This window comes from Amphritea opalescens (assembly GCF_003957515.1).
GTDB classification, from domain to species: Bacteria; Pseudomonadota; Gammaproteobacteria; order Pseudomonadales; family Balneatricaceae; genus Amphritea; species Amphritea opalescens.
The window spans coordinates 1-22,478 of the sequence record NZ_RQXW01000019.1 but is presented as its reverse complement, the minus strand read 5'-3'; the positions used below and the strand labels follow the sequence as shown (position 1 = coordinate 22,478).

Annotated in this window: 20 protein-coding genes and 2 pseudogenes; 8 read left to right on the top strand and 14 right to left on the bottom strand. The window is 47.9% G+C overall.

All coding sequences use genetic code 11. The annotated features are described in order from the left end of the window. Positions 1–207 precede the first annotated feature (207 nt). From EH243_RS16160 to EH243_RS16140, 5 genes and pseudogenes are all read right to left on the bottom strand, one after another. Positions 208–1,104 (bottom strand): delta-class carbonic anhydrase, encoded by an 897-nt coding sequence (locus EH243_RS16160; protein ID WP_126159700.1) that lies wholly within the window; start codon positions 1,102–1,104, stop codon positions 208–210. Between the two features lie 416 nt (positions 1,105–1,520). Next, positions 1,521–1,619: pseudogene (locus EH243_RS16155) on the bottom strand (IS5/IS1182 family transposase); the annotation flags it as partial. A gap of 191 nt (positions 1,620–1,810) precedes the next feature. Then, on the bottom strand, positions 1,811–3,118 hold the full coding sequence (locus EH243_RS16150; protein WP_126159699.1) for a TRAP transporter large permease: 1,308 nt from the start codon (positions 3,116–3,118) through the stop codon (positions 1,811–1,813). After that, a complete protein-coding gene (locus tag EH243_RS16145; protein ID WP_126159698.1) occupies positions 3,115–3,600 on the bottom strand; it encodes a TRAP transporter small permease in 486 nt (161 codons plus the stop codon). The genes EH243_RS16150 and EH243_RS16145 overlap by 4 nt, the downstream gene beginning before the upstream one ends. Before the next feature lie 81 nt (positions 3,601–3,681). After that, entirely contained in the window at positions 3,682–4,686 is a 1,005-nt protein-coding gene (locus tag EH243_RS16140) for a DctP family TRAP transporter solute-binding subunit (protein WP_126159697.1), read from the bottom strand. Between the two features lie 185 nt (positions 4,687–4,871). Between EH243_RS16140 and EH243_RS16135 the strand changes: the two are divergent. Further along, positions 4,872–5,340: pseudogene (locus tag EH243_RS16135) on the top strand (IS30 family transposase); the annotation flags it as partial. Positions 5,341–5,374: 34 nt separating this feature from the next. Here the strand turns inward: EH243_RS16135 and EH243_RS16130 are convergent. The 6 genes from EH243_RS16130 to EH243_RS16105 form a co-directional block, all read right to left on the bottom strand. Continuing rightward, positions 5,375–6,349 (bottom strand): sensor domain-containing diguanylate cyclase, encoded by a 975-nt coding sequence (locus EH243_RS16130; RefSeq protein ID WP_126159695.1) that lies wholly within the window; start codon positions 6,347–6,349, stop codon positions 5,375–5,377. After that, on the bottom strand, positions 6,346–7,320 hold the full coding sequence (locus tag EH243_RS16125; RefSeq protein WP_126159694.1) for a response regulator: 975 nt from the start codon (positions 7,318–7,320) through the stop codon (positions 6,346–6,348). The genes EH243_RS16130 and EH243_RS16125 overlap by 4 nt, the downstream gene beginning before the upstream one ends. A gap of 384 nt (positions 7,321–7,704) precedes the next feature. Next, positions 7,705–8,316 (bottom strand): hypothetical protein, encoded by a 612-nt coding sequence (locus EH243_RS16120; RefSeq protein ID WP_126159693.1) that lies wholly within the window; start codon positions 8,314–8,316, stop codon positions 7,705–7,707. Positions 8,317–8,325: 9 nt separating this feature from the next. Then, on the bottom strand, positions 8,326–9,615 hold the full coding sequence (gene hemL / locus EH243_RS16115) for a glutamate-1-semialdehyde 2,1-aminomutase (RefSeq protein ID WP_126159692.1): 1,290 nt from the start codon (positions 9,613–9,615) through the stop codon (positions 8,326–8,328). Between the two features lie 33 nt (positions 9,616–9,648). After that, complete coding sequence (gene thiE / locus EH243_RS16110) at positions 9,649–10,278, bottom strand: thiamine phosphate synthase (RefSeq protein ID WP_126159691.1); 630 nt, start codon at positions 10,276–10,278, stop codon at positions 9,649–9,651. Positions 10,279–10,296: 18 nt separating this feature from the next. After that, positions 10,297–12,042 carry a chloride channel protein gene (locus EH243_RS16105; RefSeq protein WP_126159690.1) on the bottom strand — a complete coding sequence of 582 codons (1,746 nt, stop codon included), beginning with the start codon at positions 12,040–12,042 and terminating at the stop codon, positions 10,297–10,299. A gap of 188 nt (positions 12,043–12,230) precedes the next feature. Between EH243_RS16105 and argC the strand changes: the two genes are divergently transcribed. Continuing rightward, positions 12,231–13,262: an N-acetyl-gamma-glutamyl-phosphate reductase gene (gene argC / locus EH243_RS16100; protein ID WP_126159689.1), complete on the top strand. Its 1,032-nt coding sequence runs from the start codon at positions 12,231–12,233 to the stop codon at positions 13,260–13,262. An 84-nt stretch (positions 13,263–13,346) separates the two neighbouring features. Beyond that, the gene (erpA, locus tag EH243_RS16095; protein WP_126159688.1) at positions 13,347–13,697 is read left to right on the top strand and encodes an iron-sulfur cluster insertion protein ErpA; all 351 of its coding nucleotides are present in this window, start codon (positions 13,347–13,349) and stop codon (positions 13,695–13,697) included. 187 nt (positions 13,698–13,884) lie between these two features. On the opposite strand, the gene EH243_RS16090 is transcribed toward erpA, so the two are convergent. Then, positions 13,885–14,085 carry a hypothetical protein gene (locus EH243_RS16090; RefSeq protein WP_126159687.1) on the bottom strand — a complete coding sequence of 67 codons (201 nt, stop codon included), beginning with the start codon at positions 14,083–14,085 and terminating at the stop codon, positions 13,885–13,887. 111 nt (positions 14,086–14,196) lie between these two features. Between EH243_RS16090 and EH243_RS16085 the strand changes: the two genes are divergently transcribed. The 3 genes from EH243_RS16085 (at position 14,197) to EH243_RS16075 (ending at position 16,502) form a co-directional block, all read left to right on the top strand. Continuing rightward, positions 14,197–14,580 (top strand): hemerythrin domain-containing protein, encoded by a 384-nt coding sequence (locus EH243_RS16085; protein WP_126159686.1) that lies wholly within the window; start codon positions 14,197–14,199, stop codon positions 14,578–14,580. 54 nt (positions 14,581–14,634) lie between these two features. Next, the gene (gene hmpA, locus EH243_RS16080; RefSeq protein WP_126159685.1) at positions 14,635–15,840 is read left to right on the top strand and encodes an NO-inducible flavohemoprotein; all 1,206 of its coding nucleotides are present in this window, start codon (positions 14,635–14,637) and stop codon (positions 15,838–15,840) included. A gap of 233 nt (positions 15,841–16,073) precedes the next feature. Continuing rightward, complete coding sequence (locus tag EH243_RS16075) at positions 16,074–16,502, top strand: Rrf2 family transcriptional regulator (RefSeq protein ID WP_126159684.1); 429 nt, start codon at positions 16,074–16,076, stop codon at positions 16,500–16,502. Between the two features lie 19 nt (positions 16,503–16,521). Here the strand turns inward: EH243_RS16075 and EH243_RS16070 are convergent, their stop codons facing one another. Beyond that, a complete protein-coding gene (locus EH243_RS16070) occupies positions 16,522–17,628 on the bottom strand; it encodes an anhydro-N-acetylmuramic acid kinase (protein WP_126159683.1) in 1,107 nt (368 codons plus the stop codon). 26 nt (positions 17,629–17,654) lie between these two features. Then, positions 17,655–19,019 (bottom strand): OapA family protein, encoded by a 1,365-nt coding sequence (locus EH243_RS16065; RefSeq protein ID WP_126159682.1) that lies wholly within the window; start codon positions 19,017–19,019, stop codon positions 17,655–17,657. A 296-nt stretch (positions 19,020–19,315) separates the two neighbouring features. Between EH243_RS16065 and tyrS the strand changes: the two genes are divergently transcribed. Beyond that, on the top strand, positions 19,316–20,614 hold the full coding sequence (gene tyrS / locus EH243_RS16060) for a tyrosine--tRNA ligase (RefSeq protein ID WP_126159681.1): 1,299 nt from the start codon (positions 19,316–19,318) through the stop codon (positions 20,612–20,614). A 157-nt stretch (positions 20,615–20,771) separates the two neighbouring features. Further along, positions 20,772–22,301 carry a peptidoglycan-binding domain-containing protein gene (locus EH243_RS16055; RefSeq protein ID WP_206441644.1) on the top strand — a complete coding sequence of 510 codons (1,530 nt, stop codon included), beginning with the start codon at positions 20,772–20,774 and terminating at the stop codon, positions 22,299–22,301. Positions 22,302–22,478: the final 177 nt, after the last annotated feature.

The window sequence follows — 22,478 nt, the reverse complement described above, 5'->3', positions numbered from 1 at the left end:
GCTAGGGGTGTTGTTAGCGGTCAGCGTTTGTTTTGCGGTGCTGAGGAAAGGGGGCAATCTAGCGGTAATAGGAGGAGAGATAAAATGAAAGCGAGCAGGACTATCAGATAAGTGCTGTGGCGTTCATCACTCAGTATGGAACGCCCTCGGCAGAAAGGCTATCTTCGGCCGAGGGCTTATTAGCTGTGTTTGAAAGGCGCTAATAATTTACTGACTGATGGTGGAAAGAAGCGCTGGATTGGTGACCAGGTTTCTTACGCCGTGGGCGTGATCTTCGTCGAAAACATTACCTTCACACCATTGGCCAACCGTCTCAATATTAACTTTAGCGACTTTAGGTCGTACGCTCCAGGTGACCTGAAGTGGTGAACCTACTTCGTTATAGCCCGGACCAGTGGTTGATCCCGCATATTGAACCGGCGTGCCGGTATTGGTTGGGACGTTCATGGCTTGGTTTAAGTTTTGCTTTCTAGCGTATAGGGCTAGATCAGCAAAATCGAGAGCGCTTTGGTCATTGACCAGTACATAGACCTGGGTTTCTACCCGCAGCTGAGGATTTTTAATGGCATCATTCAGGCATGAGCCTAAGGTTGGGCCTGGGTTTACTTTAGCGGTGGAGTGTACATAGTGAACTTCGATGGTATCACCGGCACTCAGTGCACCGTGCTTGCTCGGACAGATCTCATGTCCAACCGGCTTTAGCTCGGCAGCACTGAGGGTGCCTGAGTATTTATAGCCACTTTGGAAACCATGGCCGTCACCATTGCCAGCATACTTGGTAAATTCGCCACCTTTATGTTCAGCGTTCTTATGAAAATGGATATTACAGAGGTTCATCTCGGCCGCGGGAGGCGCCGGGTTAAAGGTGCGAAGGTTTTTGCCGGCAACGGCATCAATATCGCGAGGTGCTTGAGGGCCAAATCCTTTACCTGCGGTATTTTCTGCAAGTTTAGCCCGTTGTTCTGCGATAACACTGTCAGAGACGGTAGCATGATGAGCCGAAGCGTGGGTGTCAACATGAGTGTCATGGCTGCTATCTTTGGCACCCGCATGCATGGGTAATAACGCGGCGGCGACTAAGATGGTTACTAATTTTATTTTCATTTTTATAATCCCTTGTGTGATAACTAACACTGCTGTTTGGTGTAAGAATCAGGCCTGTTGTTTAAAAGCGAGCACTGAAGCAGCGGAGGAGGGTAGCATAATTATTGATTGTATTTGTTAGTTATTAGTCGAAGTTAAAGTTAAAAATTTTTATATTGAGTTGCCTTAAAATTCAATAATAGAGGCGAAGTAATACATTTGTATGACACTTTTAGTCAGTGAAAATAATGATTGATTAATGTGTGTTGGAGCCTAAAGCGCATAGGGATAATGGTTATTGTTCGATGCTATAAAATGGTGAATCGCAAAACAGACAGTTTCTTTCACTCGGTCAAAAGTCGCAATATCACATCTATTTTAGTGCTTTTAGCCCCTAAACAAGCTCATTCAGCCTTGTTTAGGTGATTTTGAACGGGTTAACCCCTTGCGGTTCGTATCATCTGGTCAATTCTAAACACATTGGCTAAGGCAAACAGCATCGCCAGTTTGTTATCATTTTTCTCTAAGCCGCGATAGATGACACAACTTGTTTGGCGCATTTTTTAATAAGTGGAAGCAATCAGGCAATTCGCTAAGGTAAAGCGCTCTCCATTATGCAGCAGATTTTTTACCTCTGTGATGTGCGTTGGTGCCCGTTGAGCCTAGGCGGATTTCTTGGTAGCTCACTCGCTTTAGCAGCGAGTGGCTCACGGAGTTGTGATATTTATTACGTTGTTGAATACCCTAGGTATTGTGGTAACCATAATGCTATTTGTGGGAAAAATATAATCAATAATAAAGCACTGAACATAGTCACCATAAACAGCAACGCCCAACCAAAGGTCTGCTCTAAGGGTATATTAGCCACTTTCGTAGTTACCATTAAATTAATGGCGACAGGTGGGGTAAACTGACCAATAGCGATATTCATAGCTAATAGGATACCAAACCAAATGGGGTTCCATTCAAAATGATTCATTAGAGGTACTAAGATCGGTGTGAGAATCAAATAGATAGAAATAGCATCCAGTAACATACCTGCTAATAGCACAAGTAGCATAACCAAAAGTAGTAACGTTAATGAGTTATCTGAAACAGAAAGAATGACATCAGCTAAACGTGTAAATGTGCCTAAGGTCGTGCCTGCCCAGGCAAAAATTCCAGCTAAAGAAATAATTAGCAACACTATACCTGAAATTTTAACGGCTTCATTAAATATGTCTAACAGGCTAGACAGTGTTAGCAAACGGTAAATAAATGCGCCAATAAATAGACCATAGGTTACTGCAACCACGGCAGCTTCTGTTGGTGTAAATAACCCGGAACGTAGTCCGCCTAAAATAATTACGGGTGCTAATAAGGCCGGAATAGCTTTGATAAAGCTTTCTTTAATGGAAAGGCGTTCGGCATCAGATTCAGCATCAGGTGCTTCCCAACCATTTCTTTTTGATAAAATATAGGCTGGTATTAATAAAGATGCACCGGCTAATAACCCTGGAAATAAACCTGCTGCAAATAAAGCTCGTAAATCCAAACCAGGAATCATCACCGAGTATAAAATTAACGCAATGGAAGGCGGGATAAGAATAGCGGTGGAAGAGGCCGCAGCAATTAAAGAAGCTGAAAAAGGGCGGGGATATCCTGCTTTGGTCATACTTGGCAACATTACCATAGCAACAGCTGCCGCATCGGCAGGCCCAGATCCACTCATACCACCCATTATTAAGCAGACTAGAACCGCCACCAAGGTCAATCCACCATAGCGACGGCCAATTAATGATTGCGCTAAGTTAACTAAACTTGCTGCAACCCCTGCTCGCTCAAATATAAGCCCCGTTAAAATAAATAACGGAATAGCAATCAGTGGGTATTTAGCTACACTGTTATAAGTATTCGTACCTAAAGTTGCCAACATATCAGGGGATAATCCGGTGATTATACCTGTTGCGCCGCCTAACCCTAATGCAAAAGCGACGGGCATACCTAGGAATAAACATGCCCCGAAAACAACTAACATCCATAAATCAGGGCTCATTGCTGCGCCTCTTCTGAATAATCATCCATCTTTAAGCGGCTGATTAAGTTCTGAGTACTACGAAAAATAATAGCAACGGAAAGTAGCGGTAACCAAATTAAGTAGATCCAAGTAGGGTAACCTAAACCGGGTGACGTTGTTTCCCACGTAAACTCTTGATAAGCTAATAAGCCTCCATACCAAACAATTAAGCTAAGCACGATAAGACTGCCCAGCCACTGTATAACATAGATAATACGTCGACCTGTTAGGCCCAAATATTTTTCTAATAAAGTAATGCGAATATGCTCATTATTTTTTGCAGCAACTGCGGCGCCGGAAAAAGCCAATATAACGATTAGAAATACCGAGAATTCTTCAGTAAAAGCAAAAGAAGCATTTGTTGTATAACGTACTAATACGTTAGCCAAACTGATGACGCAAATAGATGCTAAGGCAATAATGCCTAACCAAGATTCAAGTGAAAAGGTGTTTTTTGACATGATGTATAGCCAGTAATTAAATACTCTAGGTTAAGTATTTAACCTAGAGTGAATTTTTGATCTTTAAGTAGCTATTATTAATTAACGATTGGTAATGGCTGCTTGTGCTGCTTCTACTAAGTCTTCACCAATTTTTGGTATCCACTTTTTGTAAACACCTTGGGTAGCTGTAACAAAAGCTTGGTGTTGCTCAGGCGTAAGAGCGGTTACTTCTACACCGCGGTCACGAATAGATTTAAGCGTAGCATCCAGTTCTGCACGTGATTTAGCAATCTCCCACTGACCAGCATCATACGCAGCTCGCTTTAGTAGCTGTTGATCCGCAGTCGATAATTTAGACCAAACACGCTTACTTGCACCAAAGATGAGTGGATCATTCATATAATGCCAGAGTGTTAGGTGTTTTTGATTAGCACGATCGGCGCGAGCAACATCAAATACTGATAAAGGGTTTTCTTGACCATCAACAGCGCCAGTCGTTAATGCAGGCAAAGCATCCGTCCAGCTCATTTGAGTAGGGTTAGCACCCAGTGCGTTAAACGTGTCTAAAAACAGTGGTGATCCAACTACGCGTACTTTTAAGCCTTTTAAATCTGCCGGTTGAGTTAAAGTGCCGCGCGAGTTAGATAATTCACGAAAACCATTTTCACCCCAGGCCAAGGGAACAATGCCTCGTTTTTCAATGGCATCAAAAACCATTTGTCCTGCTTTACCTTGGGTAATCGCATCAACGGCTGCGTTGTCAGGCATCAAAAAAGGTAATGAGAACAAGTTGGCTTCTGGTACTTGAGTTGACCAGTTAATGGTTGAACCAACGGCCATATCAATTAAACCACTGCGCATAGCAGAAAACTCACGAGTTTGATCGCCGGATACCAACTGTGCGTTGGGATAGACTTTTAGCGTAATACGACCATCCGAACGCTCTTTTACCAATTCAGCCCATTTGCTGGCTGCTTGCCCCCAAGGAAAGGCATCTGATAAAACAGTAGAGACTGAAAATTCACGGGTTTCTTGTGCAAAAACAGGCGCAGCACCTAAGCTTAAGCAAGCAGCACTCAGTGCCAGCCATTTTTTAATGTTCATTATTTGCTCCAATATTATTGTTTTAAAGTGGCAGATACTAACAGAAGTTCAGTCTAGACTTAACTTCATATTAGAAAGATGGACTACTCTTGAGTGAAAAATTGCTTTTTTTAAGCAATTACTCAATAGATAAGCGGGGATTCATATAATAAGTGCGACATTTTTTGCTAAAGGTGGAGAGGTGATCAACTGTTTATCGAGAACTCGACCGAAACGGATCAAAGGATGGTTATCATCCTGAACAGGCTCAGCAGAAGACTCAAGAGCGTAAGATTTTGGCAGCTAAATACAAAATTCTAGCGTTAACGGTTGAGTATGTTGAACTTGGTTTGTCACTTCACTGGAGTCCAGAGCAGATTAGCGGTGTTGGGCATTTAATTGATATGCCAGTCAGTCACGAGAGGATCTACCGCTATATCGCTGGAAATAAATCCGCTGGCAGAACGCTTTACAACGCGCTACGGCAAGGACATAAACGCTATCGACGAGGCGTGAATACAAAGCGTTGTGTGATACCCGATCCTCGTTTGATAGATGAGCGACCTGAGGTCGTCGAAAATAAAGAACGCTTTGGCGATTGGGAAGTCACTGTTCTGGGTAAGCCAAGGCACTGGGGCACTCGTCACGCTGGCAGAACGTAAAAGTCGCATGCACCCTAGGGTTATCTGTTTTCTCAGCGGGGGTGTCGTTATTGGCTATCACTGAAAAGAGTGACGCGATTACGCCCGCTTTGCTTCGATTGATACAGGGCTTTATCGGCTTCCTCTAGCCATTCGGTTTCGCTGTATTGTTCGAGCGAGATTTCAGAGATGCCGATGCTAATAGTGACCGATAATGTGTGACCTGCGTATTCAATCACAGATGCTTCGACCTCCATACGTAGCCTTTCCGCAAAGGTGATCGCATTGGCGCCGTTTGTCCCTACGAGGATGGCACTATACTCTTCACCGCCATAACGACCGATAAAGTCTGTTTTGCGGGCTTGCTTTTGCAGCGTATCCGCGATGGTTTGGATGACAATATCCCCGGCTTGGTGGCCATAGGTATCATTCACTTTTTTGAAGTGGTCGATATCAAGCATAATTAAACAAGACGATTCCTGTCGACGACCAAAGCGAGCAAACTCTTTTTCCAAACATTCCTGCCAGTAGGCGCGATTATACAGCCCCGTCAATCCATCCACCCGGCTGAGTGATTGCAAGCGTCTATTGGCCGCCTGCAGTTCCTGTTGCGCTATTGCATTGTCGGTGGTGTCGTAGATCAAAATGCCGATATGATTCACTTGGCCCGTTGGTGAACTCAAGGGGGTCAAGGTGACATTTTGATACATATAGGGCGAGTTGCCTGTGATCGGCCGGTGACTCTTAAACTTAAAGAGGTAAGGGCGTTGTTCCCAAGAAATATAGGCCGTATTGCTTAACAGTAGAACGCCTTCCATCTTTTTTCTTAGCCAGCGTTCAGGGAGGTCTGGAAACAGTTTAAACAGCGGTTGATTGGCCGCTTTGCTGGCCGCAATACCCGAATGATTTTCCATAAAACCATTCCATAGGCAGATATGCTGATCTCGGTCGACAACAATGAGACCGGCTTCGAAATTCTGTAACAGCCCTAGAATCCAGTGGATATCATCAATGTCTTGTACTGGGTGATTGGTGTTATTCATGAAAAATATTTCGCCATCTCTTGTAGTTTAGGCAAGGAATCTTCCGTGAATATAATCAGCAATTCACAATAAAAATCGTGAGACTTTAATTGATAGTCAATGGTTATCATTAAGGTTTTTTGCCACTGGGTGTTTTGCTCTGGTAGTGCAGAAAAATCACGTAGGATAATCGGCGTTGCTCGACTCAAGGAGATATCGAGTTGTTTGGCAAACCCTGAGGTAAATGCGCCGATTAGGGTATTGGAGAGGGTCATTTGCAAATCAGCATCAAGCTGGTCTGTTTGTCCCTGCATATCCATTAATTGAGCAACCGTATTGAGGTTACCCCGTTGAATGAGCAGCAATGCCTCGCCAGCGAGGTGAGGGCCAACAAACCCTTGGCTGACCAAATCAAAATCACTGTTGGTAGCGCTGAGCAGTATCATTTCAATTTCAGCAGGGGAAGCCAGGCTGACTTTCGGTATAGGCAGGGCAATAAAGGTATTTAATAGACGCGCCAGCTGATTACCGGCCTGCCCCATCGCGACATTGGCAATTTCTTGATAGTAGTCGGGCAGTTCTAAGACTTCTTCATTGGCTATGTGGGTTTCAGACTGTTCAAGCTCTGAGAGCAAACCATACTGATTTAAAGCGTCTGCAATAATCTCAGGCGAGCAGGGTTTTTTAATAAAGGCCAAAGCCCCGAGTGACATGATTCGTTTTTGTGCTTCAGGTTGAATATCACCTGAAACGACCACAACGAGGGTAGGCAGATCATCGATACGGATATGTTCCAGTGTTTGATAACCATCCATAATCGGCATGTTTAGGTCAAGGAAGAGAATGTCTCCTTTTCCGGCTCGGACGGCTTCTAAAGCTTCTAGGCCATTTTCAGCAAAGGTGATTTCTACATTCCAGTTTCGAAGCGCGGAGGCTATTTGCTTTCGTGCTAGGCGAGAATCATCACAAATAACGACTGGAACAGCTGACAAGTGCGCTTTCCTTTAATTTTAAAACCTCAAAGTGGTTAGATATGATACCCATATAGAGTATAAAGTCACCCGTCGATGTCGATTAAAGCTTCATGTTTTGTGTTGTTGCTGCTTAGTATTTAAATGTCGAACAAATGTTTGATAGAAGTAACTGTATAATTTAAAACAGTTATTTTTATGAGCAAAGATGGATGTTGTCATTAAAAATAAATGATCAATTGTTCAAAATAGTTTGGCGGTTATCGGCCTAGGTGTTTATTTGATCGCTTAACGAATTCGAATGCTGAGGGTGATAGAAGATGATGGCGGTCGGTATTAACACATGAGAATCGTTAAAAAGCCTGACAGACCCAGTTGCATGGTTCTTCTGTCAGGCGGCACCACTTATCGAACGCTTTGTTTTATCGCGATAGCAGAGAGGGGTAGAGTCGCCGCGAGAAATAGCGGATAGAGAAAGGGATGATCAAAGAGCGGGTTGGTTAGCAATGCTCCGGGCCCCATTAAGAGCAGGGCGATAGCCATATTGGCGGTCGCCAATAGCGTGGTACCTCGAAGCTGCGCTCTGCTCTGAGACCAAACGGCCAGTAACATGGCAGCAGGCACGGCCACAGCCACAATCTGAGTGTATAGTTCACCGTGTTGCATGCGCCGTAATAGTTCAAACAGAGCAAATAATCCGATTAACCAGCGTCCCCATGCGGGCCGCTCCCAGTGGCTATGACGCGCACTGATCAGTAGCGCGGTGGCAAAGAACGGTAGCGCGACAAAGTAAGCAAGGTTACTCAGTAGTCGTTGCAGTGTCGCAATATCGGTTCCAGCAATGCTGTCGGACCGGCTGATGAGTTCAGACAGTGACCAGATAGCCAGAAAGAGGGCGCTTAGCGCGGTTGCTTGTAGGGTGGCTTTAGGCCCATCGGGCTGGGTGTTTGCATGACGTTGTAGTTGCAACGCCGCGAACAGAGCGCTGATTAACAGCGCTCCGTATGCCAAACTCATCAGCATGGTTTATTCCGCTGCCAGCTTAGCAAAGACACGACCTGCCGCTTCGATGGTCGCGTTGATATCGTCTTCGGTATGCGCCTGAGACATAAAGCCGGCTTCAAATGCCGACGGTGCTAAGTAGATGCCCTCGTCCAACATACCGTGGAAGAAGCGGCCAAATTTGTCGGCATCGCACTTCATGACTTCCGCGAAGCAGGTGACCTGCTCTTGGTCGGTAAAGAAGAGACCAAACATGCCGCCCACCTGAGTCGTCGTGAATGGCACGCCGTGACGCAGCGCCATCGCTTCGAATCCTTGGGTCAGGAGTTCGGTTTTCGCGCTGAGCTTTTCATGGAAACCCTCTTCCTGCAAAGCATTAAGCATCGCCAGACCGGCCGCCATCGCCAGTGGATTACCCGACAGAGTACCGGCTTGATAAACCGGCCCAAGTGGCGAGATATACTCCATGATTTCACGTTTACCACCGAAGGCGCCTACCGGCAGGCCGCCACCAATCACCTTGCCCATGGTGGTGAGATCTGGGGTAACGCCGTAATAACCCTGTGCGCCGGTTAGCGAGACGCGGAAACCGGTCATCACTTCATCGATGATTAATACCGCGCCGTATTCATCACAGACTTCACGCAGGCCTTGCAAGAAGCCTGGCAGTGGCGGAATACAGTTCATATTGCCGGCAACAGGCTCAACAATAATACAAGCGATCTCGTTACCCGCTTCAGCGAAGGCCTGACGGACATTGTCGATATCGTTGTAAGTTAGGGTGATGGTGTGTTCTGCGAGGCTAGCCGGTACGCCAGGAGAACTGGGCTCACCGAGTGTCAGCATGCCGGAACCTGCTTTTACCAGCAGAGAATCGGAATGGCCGTGGTAACAGCCTTCAAATTTCACGATTTTGTCACGGCCGGTATAACCACGGGCTAGACGGATCGCACTCATGGTGGCCTCGGTGCCGGAGCTGACCATCCGTACCAGATCCATACCCGGCATGATCTCGCAGACTTTGTCGGCCATGTCGATCTCGATGGCGGTGGGCGCACCAAAACCAAGACCGGAGTCCATCACCTTGCGGACGGCATCCATTACGGTAGGGTGAGAGTGGCCGAGAATCATCGGGCCCCAAGAGCCAACATAGTCGATGTAGCGCTTATCATCCTCATCGAACATATAAGCCGCTTCGCCCCGTTTAAAAAATATTGGCGTGCCTCCGACGCCTTTAAATGCGCGTACGGGTGAATTAACACCACCTGGAATATGGGCCTGAGCGGCTGCAAACAAAGACTCTGAACGGGACATGTTGAACTCTCTTAAATTCGTGTCGTGAGTGGGTCAGTTAAATAGACCGTTGAACTGTCCGGCCTGGGCGCAAATATCATCACTGGCAAACAGATTGTGGATGATGGCGATCATATCCGCCCCGGCTGAAATTACCTGACCTGCATTATCCATATTAATGCCTCCAATCGCTACCACCGGAACCGCGAGAGTTGCTTTCGCTTGATTGATTAAACTGATGGGGGCAAGGCTGGCGTTAGGTTTTGTACTGGAGGGGAACATCGCGCCAAACGCGACATAGTCAGCTGTTTGTTGGTAGGCGGTCTGCGCTAGCGCCAGTGAGTTGTGGCAGGTATTGCCAATAATGGCGGTTGATCCTAGATAGGCGCGTGCTTGGTCGACATTACCATCCCCTTGGCCTAGATGAACACCATCCGCACCGCTAGCCTTGGCGAGTTCAGTATCATCGTTGATAAGAATCGGGCGCTGATATTGATGGCATAAATCCACCAGTGCTAAGGCTTGTTGTAAACGCAGCGATTGGTTGGTGGATTTGTCGCGGTACTGAATAATATTGGCCCCGCCGCGAAGTGCTTGCTCCACTTGAAAGAGCAAGCTGTTGGTATCGGGCATGAGGGTGCTATCGGTAATGGCATACAGGCCATGTAGTGGAGATTCTTTCATCGTACTCGGTGGCCTTGATTAAGATTCGATTTTTTGGGTATAAAAGTGCTCGACGTGTTCTCGGGTAATAATACCGGTGATCTCTTTGCTGTAGTTTTGTATCCAGAGCGCATCGAGTTGTTGCTGGTTCATACGATCGAGTGCTTCTTTCAGCGTTGCATTAATACCGATAGCGGCGATATCTTTACGCACCGCGGGCACTTCAGTGAGTGTTAGCATTTGCTCGAGATTCACATCGTTCAGTTCGCCTTCATGCGCAAGAAATTGTTCTAGGCTGGCGGGTAAAAGGATGTAGCGTGGCTGCCCTTGGCTATCATCGAGCACAATCCATTCCGGTTTTTGTGCCAAGATTTGCATAGCCGTCTCGGTGCTAATAGTCATCGCGCTGTGGATAAGTTGGCTGCTCATCACGCTGCTAACGCCCTGTCGAGATAGCGCCTGAGTCAGAGGCTCGTGACGATAATCTAACCCCTGCACATAGAGTTGATTGAGAAAAATAGAGGGTTGTTTGAAGAAAAAGCGCACGGTGGTGCTGGCAACGACGATAGCCAGCATGCCAGGAAAGATGATGTTGGGGTTGGCCGTTAATTCGAGTAACGCAATCAACGCCGCGAGAGGAGCATTGAGGACGGCGGCCATCATCGCGCCCATGCCGAGCATCGCGTAAAAACCGACACCCGAATGGTTAGCCCCCGTCATATAGGCGACGATTAAAGCAAAGGCTGCGCCGGTGAGGGCGCCGATGTAGAGTGTGGGGCCAATAAGCCCGCCGGGTATGCCGAGCCCGAGTACAACGGGGGTGAGAAGTCCCTTAGCGAGCAGCAAACCTATGAGCAGTGTCAGGCCCATATTTCCCTGTAGAACGTCTGAGAGCGTGTCGTATCCTAGCCCCATGACCTGTGGGTATCCGATGGCGACGATGCCCGTGAGTAGGCCTGCGGTTAACAGTTTTACTCCGAGCGGCCATGTGACTGACTTTTGAGTTTGCAGTAATAGGCTAATAAAGGCGGCGGCGACCAGCGCACAAAGAATGCCAAGGAGAATTACAAAAGGGAGTTCTGTCATCGATTGAATCTGCAGCGCAGGGATAGTGAACGCTGACTCATCCCCGTAAACCATCCGCAATAGGAGTGCGGCGGTGACCGATGCGACCAGTACCGGGGTAAAGCCGATTACCGTATATTCCATCAAGATCACCTCCATCGAGAAGATGACGCCCGCCAGCGGGGTATTGAAGGCGGCGGAAATCGCGGCGGCCACACCACAACCCACTAAAATACGCAGCGAGTTATTGGGCAGTCGGAGTATCTGTCCGACGAGACTGCCGCACGCGGCGCCTAGGTGAACAGCGGGTCCTTCACGGCCGACGGAATGGCCGGTTAATAACGCGATCGCGCCGCCAAAAAACTGAACCAGCATGTTTTTTGCCGGTAGGTTGCCTTGATGGTAGCTCAGTCGTTCCATGACGTGGAGCACGCCGACTTTACGGGTAGCCGGCAGTAACTTCCAAAACATCAGGGCGATAGCGATCGTACCCGCGATAGGCAGCAGGATGCGTACCCAGATGGGCAGTGCTTCAAAATTTTCACTCTGGCCACCGGGTAGCCAAGCTTGCAGCGGTAGGTCAATCAGCAAACGAAAGGCTAAAATGACTAAACCGGATGCCAACCCTGAGAGGATGCCGAGCAGCACCAGTTGCGGTAGCGCTTCGACATGGGCGAGTCGGTTACGAAAGTGGGCGAATGAAAAAGAGTCTTTGAACATCTGAAATGAATCAGCCTTTTGTTAAAAGCATGGAATAGAAGCATTGGCTTTCAGCCAGCGATATCATTTTATGACACCTTGCGTCGCATTCATTATCTATTTTACGCGTACGCAATAGTAATGCCCCTCAAGGGTTTGTATCATACGCAGACTGAATAGAAAACCGTAGAACCAATTGTGAGGTCAAAGTGATCAAAGTAGGTATCGTAGGCGGCACGGGTTATACCGGCGTAGAGTTGCTAAGACTGTTGGCGAACCATCCTGAAGTATCGGTTGAGGTGATTACCTCCCGATCTGAGGAAGGGATGCGCGTCGATGATATGTATCCCAACCTGCGTGGTCACTATGATCTGCAGTTTACGGTACCGAATGTTACAACCCTAGCGCAGTGTGATGTTGTCTTTTTTGCCACCCCCCATGGTGTGGCGATGAAAATGGCGCCTGAATTGGTTGAGCAGGGCGTACGGGTGATCGATCTAGGGGCTGACTTCCGTATTAAGGATTTAGAACTTTGGTCTAAATGGTATGGCATGGAGCACACTAGCCCCGCCTTAGCGGCGCAAGCGGTTTATGGCTTACCGGAAGTGAACCGCGTGGCGATTAAGGATGCGCGGATGGTGGCTTGCCCGGGTTGTTACCCTACTGCGACGCAGTTGGGCTTTCTGCCGCTGGTGGAAAACGGATTGATTGATCACCGTCGTCTGATTGCGGATGTTAAGTCCGGTGTCAGTGGCGCAGGTCGTGGCGCGAATGTTGGTTCGCTACTGTGTGAAAGCAGTGAAAGCATGAAGGCCTATGGTGTGGCGGGTCATCGTCATCTGCCTGAAGTTAAACAGGGGCTGAGTGAGGCTGCGGGCCGTCCGGTGGGGTTAACCTTTGTACCACATCTGACACCCATGATTCGTGGTATTCACGCCACCCTTTACGGTATTTTGAAAGACCCTGTCGATGGGTTGCAGGCGCTGTTTGAAGAACGCTATGCGAATGAACCCTTTGTCGACGTGATGCCCGCCGGTAGTCATCCTGAAACCCGTAGCGTTAAAGGCGCCAATATGTGTCGCCTGAGTGTCTTCCGGCCCCAGAACGACGATACCGTAGTGGTTTTGTCGGTGATCGATAATTTGGTGAAGGGTGCCGCAGGGCAAGCGATCCAAAATATGAATATTATGTTCGGCTTTGATGAGACCGAAGGGTTACGACACGCAGGGATGTTGCCTTAGTCCTAATTTTCTATACTTGACTAAATTAGTCGGTTAAATAGATAATAAGGCTCTGAATGGGTAAACACGAGTGAGTGAACAGATATGACAGAGATGACTGACCAGCAGCCGGACATGGTTTTTTCCGATTCCGCCGCGGCGAAGGTAAGAAGTCTGATCGAAGAAGAGCAGAACGATAACCTTAAACTACGGGTATTTATTACCGGTGGTGGTTGTGCGGGTTTCTCTTACGGTTTCACTTTTGATGAAGCGGTTGCTGATGACGACACCGCCATCGAAAATGATGGTGTCACTATGTTAATTGATCCCATGAGCTATCAATATCTGGTGGGCTCGGTGGTGGATTATAAAGAGGGCCTGCAAGGTTCTCAATTTGTGATTAATAACCCGAATGCAACGACAACCTGTGGTTGTGGTTCCTCCTTCTCTATCTAATTAATCAGGCGGCGGTTCTGACGCGGCAGCGTCAAAGCGCGTCAATAGAACCCCGTAAGGCGTCATTTACCATTGGTAATGGCACTTTGCGGGGTTTTTTATTGCCTGAATTTTACCGTTTGGGAGAAGATGAATCAGCACTGCTGATGCTGCAGAATCGACCTAGTCCAGGGGATGCTAGGCGTTATTAACTCAGTACATGAGAGATATAGATTTTTGCGGTTAGGCCGAAGAGGGTAAGGTCGCTTAACAACCCTAGGAAAATAACGCGTCCTTCTCGATTGGCTTTCGCCTGAAGTGAGACGTGCCAGACACTCCAAAGCTTGAAGACAATCATGCCGATGACGGCAATAAAAACGTAGATCTCACTAGTCGTCCAGATAACCATGATTATGCCTGTCTATAAATATTCATTTGACATGAATGTTATAGATTATTAATATTCATTTCAAATGAATATTAAAGAGTTTTATGTTCCTAAACTCTCGGGAGTAAATAGATGAACAGGTCGGACATACTTAAGCCTTTAAGTCGGGAGCACCATACCGCCTTAGTACATGTGAAACGGATACTTGAGCAGGCGGCTAAAGGTGAGAAGGCGGTATTGAACTATTGGCAGCAGGAGGGCGCTCAACTGCAAGCCGAGTTGGCGGACCATTTTTCAGAAGAAGAGTCGCTGGTGGAAGGGGTGCAAGAGCCACTATTGCAGCGCTTTCGAGAGGAGCATCAGGCGCTTCGGTTGTTGATGGCCGCTCCCAACGCCGAGAATCTGCAAGCTTTCGCTCATCTGTTAAAAGCACATATTCGTTTTGAAGAGCGGGAGCTTTTTCCCTGCCTTGAGGCTCATCACTACGACAGGCTGCAACATAACCGCCATCAATAAGGCGGCTTAAAATCTTAACCATTCAATCGTTCTATGCCATTACTGAGGGTGAATATGAAAACTGAATCGATCGCTATCGTAAAAGCCACCGTGCCTGCTATACAAGCATCGGGGGAGGCCATTACGCAACATTTTTACCGGCTGTTATTTGCTGAAAATCCTGAATTGCAGGATGTATTCAATATGGCCAGCCAAGCCAGTGGGCGACAGCAGTCTACACTGGCGGCGGCTATTTTAGGGTATGCAGCCAATATCGATAATTTGGGCGCGCTCGGAGGGGCTGTCGAAAAAATTGCGGCTAAACATTTTAGCCTCGATATTACTCCGTCCCAATATGACATTGTTGGACGTAACCTATTGCGGGCGATCAGAGAGGTTTTAGGTGAAGAGGCTGCGACCGATGAGGTGTTGGCGGCGTGGGCTGAAGCTTATCAGCAACTGGCGGATGTTCTGATTGGCCGAGAAGAGCAGCTCTATAACCAAGCAAAAGCGGAGGGGTGGAGTGGTTTTAAATCCTTTACGGTCAGCCGCATGGTCGATGAAAGTGATGAGATTCGCTCCTTTTATCTAACTCCAGTTGATGGGCAGCCGCTGCCTGAGTATCGCCCTGGTCAATTCTTGAGTGTAAAACTCAGAAGCCTTGATTGGGAGTATGACGAAATACGTCAGTACAGTTTATCCGACAGTTATCGTGCAGACGGTTATCGTATTTCGGTTAAGCGTGAACCGTCTGCACAGGCCGAGGTGCCGCCAGGGAAAGTCTCGAACTATCTGCATGATCATCTAAAAGTGGGAAGCTCGTTAGCCGTACACATGCCTGGCGGCGATTTTGTTTTGAAGCACAATGATCGTCCAGTGGTGTTGATAAGTGGTGGGGTGGGTATAACCCCCATGTTGAGTATGCTGAATGATTTAGTGTTACGTCACGATACTCGGCAAATCGTCTGGTTGCATGGCACCCGGGATTGTCGGAGCCATGCGTTTGCGGAACATATCGGCTGCTTGAAAAGAGATTGCTCTAACCTAACCGCGTTAACCTTTTATGATGATCCTTCTGAGGCAGTACAGGGAAGCGATTATGACTACCTAGGCTATATTACGGCTGAACGGCTTGAACGCTATTGTCCTAAGGATGCTGAATTTTATTTCTGTGGCCCGTTGCCATTTATGCGGGCGATCTATCATCAATTAAAAGAGTTAGGTATTGATGATGCACAATTGAACTATGAGGTATTTGGGCCGAGTGAAAGCTTGGTTTGATGTTGATGCAACCGATCTATAAGAACGCCGCCGTGGATCTTATGTCGCTGTTTTGTGTGTCAGCATCGATCAATTAAGCCTGTGGGCTCAGCTTTATCCACAGGCGCTTTTGGCAGTGGATTCTCATCTGCTGTTACGACGTTTATCACTGCTTCTGCTATTGTGTTGATATTAAACGGGGTATAGTGATTAACCCCGTTTTATTTAACTTTCTTATACAGGTATGAGCGTCTATGAGACTAACGGCTTTCACCGATTTTGGCCTGCGTACATTGATGTATCTGGCGAGCCTAGAAGAGGATCAGCTAAGTAGTGTTGCTGAAGTTTCAGGGGTTTACGGTGTTTCCCGGAGTCACATGGTCAAAGTCATAGGGCAGTTGGCTAAGTCCGGTTACGTGCAAACGATTCGTGGTAAAAACGGAGGTATTCGTTTGGCGCGACAGCCTGATTTAATCAATATCGGTGATGTGATTGAGCAGCTAGAAAATCATCTTGATGGCGTTGATTGCGTCACCACATCCTGTCAATTAGCTCCCTGCTGTGAGCTGAAAAGCGCCTTGATGAAAGGGATGCAGGCGTTTATTGAAGCCATGCGGCAGTATACCTTGGCCGATCTGATAGTGAACAAACGCCAGTTGATTCCACTGATGAGCGCAGGCTGAAAAGCATTGGCGTTCAGTTTTATCCCCAATAAATAGCGCCTAATGGACGGTAGCCTAAGGCGCCGGTCACACCCGGCTCGTTACCGCTTTGATGATTCAAGGTTCGATATGCCAGCCATGCGAATGCCGCCGCCTCCACCCAGTCTGGGTCGAGATTCAGATCGGCAGTCGTGCCTAAATAGTGAGGCTTAAGTAAGGCTGTTAGCCGTGTTTTGAGTTGTTGGTTATAGCTTCCGCCGCCACAGAGAAAGACCTGTAGGTTGCTTAGTGCGTGACTATTAATGGCATCCGCGATCGTGCGGGCGGTTAATTCTAGCAGGGTTGCCTGAACATCCTCCGGTCTTGGTTGCGTTGCCAAGGTTGCGATCATCTGTTCGATCCAGTCGTGGTTAAACTGCTCCCGTCCGGTGCTTTTAGGGGCTGCTTCAGCGAAATAGGGTAGCGCCAGCATGGTCTGTAACAGCGGAGGTATTACCACGCCGCTAGCGGCCCACTGACCATCTCGATCATAGCTTTTCTGCTGATGCTGCATTATCCAGCTATCCATCAACACATTGCCGGGCCCTGTATCGTAGCCGAGCACCGGTTTATCTGGGGATGCTTCAAGTATGGTGAGATTGGCCATGCCGCCAATATTGACCAGTATTCTATTCTGCTCGGGTTGGCGAAACAGTGCGCTATGAAACGCAGGTACGAGTGGTGCACCCTGTCCGCCCGCCGCCATATCTCGCCGGCGGAAGTCGGCAACGGTGGTGATTCCGGTGCGTTCAGCAATCAAGTTTGGATCGCCGACCTGCAACGTGAAATGGGCGTTCGGACGGTGGCGAATGGTTTGGCCGTGGCTGCCAATCGCGGCAATATCCGCCCGTTTTAGCTGATGTTGTTGGATGAGGTTTTCGACCGCGGTGGCGAATAGCTCCGCTAGGGCTAGATCTAATCGGCCCAAGCGTTCAATCTCATTATCGCTGGGATTGAATAGCGCGAGGGTGGCAGCATGGAGCGTTGCAGGAATCGGCTCGCTATGGCTGGCGATCAATTCAAAGGTCGGCTCAAAACGCACCGCGACAGCATCAATACTATCGAGACTGGTGCCGGACATCAGGCCTATAAAGATCGGAGCGTTCATTCAAGTTCCCAAAGGGTCGGCAGTGATTACTTAGATGCTGAGGCCAGTTGGGTTGCCTTGTATGACTCCAACTGGGTTAGCGCTTTTTCTGCGACGGCAAAAAATGGCGCCCGTTCCGCTTTATCGATCGGAGCCGCATGGGGTAATTTAACCGTTTGCGGGTTTTTGTGAACGCCGTTGACGCGGAATTCATAATGCAGATGCGGGCCTGAAGCCAGACCTGTCTGGCCGACATAGCCAATCACATCACCTTGACGGACACGGGTGCCGTTCTTCTGGCCTTTACGGTAATTGTTCATGTGACCGTAGAGGGTGGTGATATTGCCGCCATGTTGCACGATAACGCAGTTGCCGTAGCCGCCTTTTTTACCCCGCCAGATGATTTTCCCATCACCTGCCGCTTTGATCGGCGTGCCGGTGCGAGCCGCGTAGTCGGTCCCTTTATGGGCTCGTGTTAGTCCCAGAACTGGGTGCTTGCGACGTGTTTTGAAACTGGAGCTGATCCGTGCGAAATCCACGGGGCTACGCAAGAACGCTTTGCGCATACTGTCGCCCTGTGGCGTATAAAAGCTGCTTTTACCCTCGCTGTCGGTATAGCGGATGGCTGTATAGGTTTCTCCCTGATTCACGAACTGGGCGGAGAGAATATTGCCTTCGCCTATCTTTTTGCCATCGAGAAACTTTTCTTCGTAGACCAGATTAAAGTGATCCCCCTGACGCAGGTCCAACACAAAGTCGATATCCCAACCGAAGATGGCGGCCAGCTCCATAATCATACGGTCGGATAATCCTGCTTGTGAGGCATCCAGAAAGAGAGAGTTTTCGATGGTGCCTTCAACAAAGCGTGGCGTGATATCCGGTTGTTTTTTGAGTTCTTTAACGCGGTAGCCTTGGTCGGTGGAAATGATCAATGAGCTTTCTAGTTGATTGCGGATATGTTTGAGCTTAGATAATTGATGATCATTGATCACAAAACTAAGGGTTTGGCCGGGGTAAATCCGCTTCAGTGCATCTGTTTCTTTAACCGCATCACTGACGAGAAAGGCATCCCGGCTGCTCAAACCGGCACGTTTGAAAATAGAGGTGAGGGTGTCGCCGTTGCGTACGGTGAAATCCTGCCAATGTTCGACGACCGGTTCAGGCGCCTCGGTTATAGGCGTGACCGGTTCCTGTGCTATTTGGGGCTGGGTGTCGACGGGGCGGCTAGGCTCAGCGGTGACCGTGTCTGTTGGTAGCGATATGGATGTAGTTGTTGTCTGATTAAAGACCGATGCGGGGGCTTTTTCTGACGGCATAAGCATCGCAGTTAGACCAATAATGGTGGTGCAGATGATGGCTGCCATTAGATGGGTAACTGGAATATGCTGTTTAAGTCGCTTGATGAACAACACGTGACAGGGCCTCAGAATGTAAAAGTTTCGCAAAGTATACCGGAAGCACTTAAATAATCGAAATATTCACACACTATCGGCGAAAAAGGGTGTATGTAGAGAGAAATTGCCGTTATCTAGAGACCATTCTGTCTTGAAATGGCTTCAATTTTTAGCTTTATCGCACTGGGGAGATTTGCTGTTGTTATCTCTGTGCCGTTATCGGCATCATGGGTTTGTCGGATTTAATCCGTAAGGGTAGAATACGCCCTCTCGATGGAGACTACTTATTTTTTGCAAAGGGTTAATAGAAGGCAATGACAGATATAACACTGCTACAGGATCTTAGTGCGCGCGGGTTGATCGCGCAGATGACCAGTGAAGAAGAACTGGAACAACACCTGGCTGATGGTTCTGTCACCCTTTATTGTGGCTTTGACCCCACTGCAGATAGCCTTCATATCGGTTCTTTGGTGCCACTGTTGGCGCTTAGACGTTTTCAGCAAGCGGGCCACAAACCGTTGGCGCTGGTAGGCGGTGCCACTGGGTTGATCGGTGATCCGAGCTTTAAAGCGCAAGAGCGTAAGCTGAATACCGATGAAACGGTATCCGGTTGGGTCGAAAAACTCAAAGGACAGGTTAGCCAGTTTATCGATTTTGATTGCGGTGCCAATAGTGCCGAAGTGGTTAACAACCTCGATTGGACGCGGGAAATGGATATCCTGACATTCCTGCGAGATGTGGGTAAGCACTTCTCGGTTAACCAGATGATCGCGAAAGAGTCGGTTAAGCAGCGCATCGACCGTGAAGGTGAAGGGATCTCGTTCACCGAATTTACCTACATGATTCTGCAATCTTATGATTATCAGCAGTTGAACACGAGTCACAACTGTACCCTACAGATTGGCGGTTCTGATCAGTGGGGCAATATTACCGGCGGTACTGAACTGACGCGGCGTATGAATGGCAACAAGGCTTTTGGCCTGACCTTGCCGTTGATCACTAAATCCGATGGTACTAAGTTTGGTAAGACGGAATCAGGGACTATCTGGTTGTCGCCAGCGAAAACCTCGCCTTATGCGTTTTATCAGTTCTGGCTACAAACCGCCGATGCCGATGTTTATGCTTTCCTGAAATACTTTACCTTCGTGACGGTTGAAGAGATCGATGCGTTGGAGAAGGCCGATGCTGAACGTGAAGGTCGTCCTGAAGCGCAGTCTGTCTTGGCCCGTGAAGTGACTAAGTTGGTGCATGGCGAAGAGGGCTTAACGGCGGCGATGCGGATTACTGAAGCATTGTTTAGCGGTAACCTTTCTGATTTGAGCGAAGCTGATTTTGAACAGCTGCAACTGGATGGTCTGCCATCATCTAGTTTAGTTGATACTGATCTGGCTGAAACACCGCTAACCACGCTGTTGAGCGATGCGGGCTTAGCCGCCTCGGGTAAGCAGATCAAAGATGCTTTGCAGCGCAATGCGGTGATTATTAACGGTGTCGAGAAAGGGATGGCTGATAATATGAAAGCGGCCGAGATCTTTACGGCGGAAAATGGCACCTATGACCGTTTCTTCCTCGTAAAACTGGGTAAGAAAAAACATCACCTGTTTTCTATCTGATAACAGTAGAAGTAGAAAGACGCGCTATTCGCAAGAATAAGCGCGTTTTTTTTGCGTTTTATTTTTTGCGGAGCTAAGCCTAATAGCGCATAGATATTCTGAACTTATGATCTATGCTTATAAGTATATTAAATTTAGTCTCTAATCAGGAGGGTGTATGCAAAATACATCTCGGCATGTTTTTCGTATCACCAGTTTAAGCGCAGCGGTTTTTTTAGCCGCGTGTAGTAGTAATTCACCACAATCTACCGTTGCCTTCGATCCTGTTGAGATGGAGCAGCGTAATCAGGTATTAGTCGATAAAGAGAAAGAGCTAGCACTTCGCGAAGCGGTTTTGGCCGATAAAGCGGCGAATCAGCAAGGATCTGAGCCTCTGTTGCCTCCTTCGGCTAAAGCGGGTGAGTGTTATGCCCGTGTTTGGGTTGAGCCTAAGTATCAATCGTATACTGAAACCGTCTTGGTGAAAGAAGCCGGACAGCGGGTTGAGGTGATGCCTGCACAGTATAAAACGGTGACCGAGCGGCTGATGGTTCAGCCCGCCAGTTTTGAGATGATGCCGGTACCTGCTAAGTATGATGTCGTTAAAGAGAAGAAACTTGTTCGTAAAGCGGAGCAGGTGTGGCGTATTGATAAAAGCATCAAGAGTGCGCCAGCCAGCCAAAACTTGTTAGCCGCTGCCGCTGCGGATGGTATCGATTTGGATGCTGCTACGCCAGGTATGTGTTTTCATGAGCATTATGTGCCAGCCGAGTTTGAACAGGTTAACGAGTCCGTGTTGACCCGTGAAGCTTACGACAAAGTTAGCGTTGTGCCCGCTCAATATCGCTGGGTAGAGAAACGGGTCATGGTGAAAGAAGCCAGCAGCCGTATTGAAGAAGTGCCTGCGCAGTATAAAACGGTCACAGAGCAGGTTGTCGATGTACCGGCTCATACCGTATGGAAGAAAGGCACGGGGCCGATTCAAAAGATCGATCAGGCGACCGGCGAAATTATGTGTTTGATCGACGTGCCTGCTAGTTACAAAACAGTGAGCCGAGAAGTGCTAGTGACACCTGCAAGCACGCGTACGATTGAAATTCCTGCTGAATATAAAATGGTGAAAGTGCAGGAACTTGTAGCTGAAGCCCGTGAAGAGCGTACTGCGGTACCGGCGGTCTATTCAGATGTTGCGCTGACCAAAAAAGTTCATGATTATGAGTTTGATTGGCATGAAGTGCACGACATGACTCATCCAAAAAGAACCCGTACCGGCAATCAGATCTGTTTGACCGAAACGCCGGCTAAGTATGAAACAGTCGAGCGTACCGTGGTTGTTCAGCCTGCTGGTTTTAAACGTAAGGATATCCCTGCGAAGTATGAAACCGTTGAAGTAACTAAGCTTGCTACTGCGCCTCAAGAGAAGCGTTTTGAAATTCCGGCTGAATATAAGACGGTAACGCTGAGCAAGTTGGATAAAGAAGGTTATATGGAATGGCGCTCAATTTTGTGCGATACCAATATGACCACCACGAATATTTCACATATTCAGAAAGCATTGTTGGCGGGTGGGTTTGATCCAGGCCGTATCGATGGTGTGATCGGTCGTGAGACTATGTCTGCGGTTAACGCTTTCCAGCGTGCCAATGACCTGCCGGTTGATGAATATATCAATATGCAAACAGTGAAAGCACTTGGTGTTAGTTTATAAGCACCATCAATAAACGCTAGTGTGAAAACGCCCTGACTTGTCAGGGCGTTTCAGACTGCTGAAAAAGTCCTCGTCAAATGACGAGGATTTTTTATAATAGAGCCATGTTAAAAGAACGCCCCCAAACCCAGTCCACCCTTGAGTTTGTCTGTATTGATGAGCTTGTGCCTAAAGATC